Source organism: Vibrio sp. R10-SG-ISO4 (assembly GCF_059834135.1).
Genome location: NZ_JCBDHJ010000009.1, coordinates 1 through 5,003 on the forward strand (window position 1 = coordinate 1; position 5,003 = coordinate 5,003).

5 protein-coding genes are annotated in these 5,003 nt (G+C 50.2%); all 5 read right to left on the reverse strand.

All coding sequences use genetic code 11. From position 1 onward, the window contains the following. Positions 1-428 (reverse strand): HflX-like GTP-binding protein (locus tag AC6R03_RS05740; RefSeq protein ID WP_500653644.1); only part of this gene is annotated, 428 nt, incomplete at its 3' end. Positions 429-469: 41 nt separating this feature from the next. Beyond that, entirely contained in the window at positions 470-751 is a 282-nt protein-coding gene (gene hfq, locus AC6R03_RS05745) for an RNA chaperone Hfq (protein ID WP_334555714.1), read from the reverse strand. A gap of 188 nt (positions 752-939) precedes the next feature. Next, a complete protein-coding gene (gene miaA / locus AC6R03_RS05750; RefSeq protein WP_487903611.1) occupies positions 940-1,887 on the reverse strand; it encodes a tRNA (adenosine(37)-N6)-dimethylallyltransferase MiaA in 948 nt (315 codons plus the stop codon). Continuing rightward, positions 1,884-3,866 (reverse strand): DNA mismatch repair endonuclease MutL, encoded by a 1,983-nt coding sequence (gene mutL / locus AC6R03_RS05755; RefSeq protein ID WP_500631042.1) that lies wholly within the window; start codon positions 3,864-3,866, stop codon positions 1,884-1,886. The genes miaA and mutL overlap by 4 nt, the downstream gene beginning before the upstream one ends. Before the next feature lie 15 nt (positions 3,867-3,881). Further along, on the reverse strand, positions 3,882-5,003 hold a 1,122-nt coding region (locus AC6R03_RS05760), incomplete at its 5' end, for a LysM peptidoglycan-binding domain-containing protein (RefSeq protein WP_500653645.1).

Consider the following 5,003-nt stretch of genomic DNA (forward strand, 5'->3'; position numbering starts at 1 on the left):
AGGTGAGTCCAACCTCGAATCAGTCGCGTTGAGATATGACGCAACTGCGCCAGTTCCACTTGCAACTTGCCTTCGTGAGTACGAGCGCGCTGAGCAAAAATATCTAAGATCAAACCCGTACGGTCCAATACTCGACATTGACACAGCTTTTCGAGGTTACGTTCTTGGGCAGGAGAGAGGGCGTGATTGAAAATCACGATATCTGCCCCATTCAACTGCACAGCTTGCGCAATCTCTTGGGCTTTACCCTCTCCGACGTAGTATTTGGGGTGTGGTGACTGTCTGCTCCCGGTTACGACTTGTAACGCGTTGACTCCAGCTGAAGATACAAGCATTTCGAATTCGCTGAGATCTTCCCACTCCCCTTCTTGCGTAAAGTTGATATGAACAAGTACGGCTCGCTCACCGGCTTCATAACGGTCAAACAAGCAATCAACTCCTTAACAGTAATGTGTGTGCGTAGAGAAAATTAATCGTCAGATTTCTCTTGAGAACGCTCGCCACCTTGAGGACGGTCACCTTGAGGGCGTTCACCACTGTGGTGGCTTACTGCACGCGCAGGCACAACCGTTGAGATAGCGTGTTTGTAGACCATTTGGTTTACTGTGTTTTTCAACAAGATAACAAATTGGTCGAAAGATTCGATCTGACCTTGTAGTTTAATTCCGTTTACTAGGTAGATAGAGACTGGAATACGCTCGCGACGTAATGCATTTAAGAATGGGTCTTGAAGAGATTGCCCCTTAGCCATTTTTATTTTCCTTATTTTGTAATTTTGTTCTAGTTATTTAGCTAGTGGTGCGCGTAAAAATAGGTGCGACCTTTGCATCTGAGCTAAATGAATAAAAAACACCCTGTCCCTCACTGTTATGACGACTTTACGATCAAATTTCAAGTCACAGATCTTTTACAGAGCACATTCACGCAAAAGCGATCACATTATACACAGCTAAAACCTTCCGATGCTATGGCATTTGAAACAGTTTCCAACGCTTGGTCAATGTTCTCACTATCCAACCAAGTTAAATCATCCCAGCTGCGTAACCAGGTGATCTGCCGCTTGGCCAATTGACGGGTTGCACAGACGCCTTTAAATATAGCCTCATCCAACGTACATTGCCCATCCAAGTAGTCCCACATCTGACGATAGCCGACACAACGAATCGATGGCAGATCAGGGTGAAGATCCTCGCGCGCATATAGCGAGCGCATTTCTTCTAAAAACCCAGCGTCGATCATTTTGTCAAAACGTAGCTCAATTCGTCGATGGAGCTCAGCCCTTTCCTTGGGTGCGATTGCGAACTGCTTCACACGAAATGGGAGTGCTTCTCCTTTCGTTTGAGTCAGCTCAGTAAGAGTTTTACCTGAAATTCGAAAAACTTCCAATGCCCGCGACAATCTTTGTGGATCATTTGGGTGGATTCTCTCAGCCGAAACAGGATCAATGGCCTTAAGTTGATCGTGCAGCGCCTCCCACCCTTGAGTTTGCGCTTCCTGCTCAATAGTGCGCCGAATATCCGGATCCGCTGCTGGCAAAGGCGACAAACCTTCCAGTAGTGCTTTGTAATACAGCATGGTACCGCCCACCAGCAAAGGGATCTTGCCATCGGCGACAATCTTGTGCATCTCGTTAAGCGCATCTCGCCGAAAATCAGCGGCCGAATAGGATTCACTTGGGTCCAAAATATCGATCAAACGATGAGGAGCAAGGCTTTGCTCGCGCGCGTCGGGCTTGGCGGTGCCTATGTCCATGCCTCGATAGATCAGTGCGGAGTCGACCGAAATGATCTCAACGGGAAATCGCTGGCGTAATCGAATCGCGAGCTCTGTTTTGCCTGAAGCGGTTGGGCCCATCAAAAACAGAGCAAGGGGTAATTGGTCATTCATAATGTCATTGCTGCAATGGTAGCAGAGTAGTCTACGGGACGAACAAATTGTCGATCATCGAGTGGCAACTGACCGTGCCATAACTGCTCGAGTTCTGCGATGATGTGTATCGCTTCCGATAAAGTGTAGTCGCTTTTTGTTTGAGTAATCTTATTGGTTAACCATCTCACCAGTGCCGGCTCATCTAACGCCTGCGCGGAATAAGTGGCCGCGTAAGATAACAGATCTGACAGCAATTGTTGCAGATTTTGCTGACGAAGCGGTTGCGGTACGCCCATTACCAAGAGTCCTTGCTGACCTCTTGGCTTAAGTTGGATACCCAAACGCAGCAAAAGTTCGTTATATCGCTCAGCACTTTCCAACAATGGGCTTTCGAGCTTAAGCGAGAGGGGGACCAACAACGGCTGACTGGTCAGTGGACCTAGCTTGGTATTCAACTGACCATTGATTCGCCACCACTCAGCTCTCGCCAAAGAGACCAACTGAGAGTGCGACTTATCTGCCATTAACACGTACTGCCCTGCAACAATGCTGATGGCTTTCCCTAAAGCGACTATCGATGTGGCTTGTACGATCGGGGCTGACTCCTCGTGGGTCAGCGCTTCATCGCTCGGTGGTTCCTCACTAAATGACGTTGAGCGCGCGTGAGAGTTCTGGGTTTCTTTGGTCGCCTTTTCTGTTGTCGCAGATTCATCCTCTGTTGCAGAGAGTAAGGTTTGATAAACCCTGAGCTCCGCCTGAGAAGGCGCGGACTCCATCTTCTCGCCGCGCGCCTGACCACTGCGAGCGTGTTCGCTGCGACTTTGTACCCAGGAGTGAGACACCTCTCGCTCATTAACGCGGCTCTCATTGCGAGCGGTAGGCTCGGCTTTCACATAGTCAGCGCGACCTGGATAGGCAGGGACGTGCTCGGCAGCGTCAATAGGTGGAGTGTGATCATCATGAAACGCCGACTGGCTCTGTTCAGGCTTATCAATGTGCGCTCCCTGAGCAAGGGCATCCGTGAGGGCTTGATAGATAAAGTCATGCACCAAGCGCGCTTGATGAAAGCGCACTTCATGCTTAGCAGGATGAACATTGACGTCGACATGATGCGGATCGAGCTCGATAAAGAGCACATACGCCGCAAATTGTTCAGGCTTCAAGCTGGTTTCGTAGCTTTGACGAATCGCATGATTGATGAGTTTATCGCGCATCATGCGCCCATTGACGTAGCAATATTGCAGATCGCTTTGTGCACGCGCGCCTTGTGGCGTCGTGACCCAGCCATGCAGTTTGAGTCCTTGGTGCTCCAGCTCAATTTTCAGCATGTGGCGGACAAAACCGCTACCACAGACCGCTGCTATACGCTTTTCCGCTTGCGACTCTGTTTTCGCGGCTCGGTATTGTTTAACCAACTTTCCGTTGTGGCGCAAGTTGATCGAGACATCAAAACGGCTCAGCGCGATGCGTTTGAGCAGCTCATCGATATGGGTAAACTCCGTTTTCTCGGTACGAAGAAACTTGCGACGCGCGGGGGTATTGAAAAACAGATCTAAGACTTCGACTGTCGTGCCAATCGGGTGCGCAGCCGGTTGAATCTTAACGGCCATATCACGCCCTTCGCTGTACGCTGACCACGCAGCATCTTGCGTCGCTGTACGCGATGTCAATGTCAAACGAGCAACAGAGCTAATACTCGCTAACGCTTCACCGCGAAAGCCCAAGCTCATGATGGCTTCCAAATCGTCCAAGGTGTGAATTTTCGAGGTCGCATGGCGACTGAGCGCGAGACCCAACTCGTCTTTTTCAATCCCGCTACCATTGTCACGAACACGGATCAGTTTAGCGCCGCCCTTTTCGATATCAATATCAATGCGGCTAGCGCCCGAGTCGAGGCTATTTTCCACCAACTCTTTCACCACGGACGCAGGGCGTTCCACCACCTCTCCGGCAGCAATTTGGTTGGCTAAACGCGCGGGAAGAATTTTAATCGTCATTCAGGCTACCCACGTTTATTTATTGGGGATGATCAGTACCTGACCAATCGCAAGCTGATCGGAGCGCAAGTTATTGGCGCTGCGAATACTGCTCACACTGACGTCATACTGGCTGGCGATTTTACCCAAAAATTCGCCGCGCTTGACGGTGTGTTTACGCAGTGGCTTATCTTTCATCGTCACAGTAATTTTGAGTTTTTGTCCCAGCTTAAGCACGTCCGATGTCAAATTGTTCTCGCGTCGGATATCCGCTACCGAGACTTTGTAATGCTCTGCAATCTTACCCAGATATTCGCCCCTCTGAACTTCATGTATCAGGGTTTCCGTCTCGACCGGATTACTGATCTTCGGCACTGCCACCGCCGATGTCGCGCCAGGGATGGTTAAACTCTGCCCCACCGCCAAACTGGTGCTCTTTAGCTTGTTGGCCTGCATGATGGCTTGAGTGGTAGTGCCATAACGTTTCGCTATCACCGACAAAGATTCACCGCGCGAGACCTTATGCTTAATCGCTTTCCCGCGATTGGCAAATAACGTTCCTTCTGGAGGGTTCGATTCAAAATATTGGACGATCGCTTTCGCCAGTGCTCGGGCCAGTTTGTCTTGGTGGCTGCGTTGGAACAGCAATTTTTCTTCTGTCGGGTTTGAGATAAAGCCCGTCTCGACCAATACCGAAGGAATGTCGGGGGATTTCAATACTGCCAAGCTCGCATTGACGGGATCTTTCTTGTGCAAGTGCACGCCCGCCTTGGTCATTTCAGACAGAATATTGGTCGCGACCTTATAGCCCTCTTTCTGGGAGTGGCTAAACTGAAGATCAAGCAAGGTTTGGCTTACATTGCGATCGCTGTTGTTCTTTGCCAACACTTCGCCGGCTCCCCCTAGCAACTGCGACTGCTCTTCGTGGTTTTCAACCCAACGAGCAATTTCAGAGTTCGCGCGCTTTGTATTGAGCACAAACACCGATCCCCCCCGAGGCTTAGGTGAGTTAAACGCATCGGCGTGCACGGAGACCAACAAGTGCGCTTGATTTTCGCGAGCGATCTCCGAGCGCTTATTGAGGTTTACGTAATAGTCGCCGCGACGGGTGAGCACGGCTTTCATACCAGGTACCGCGTTGATTTGCGCCGCTATTTT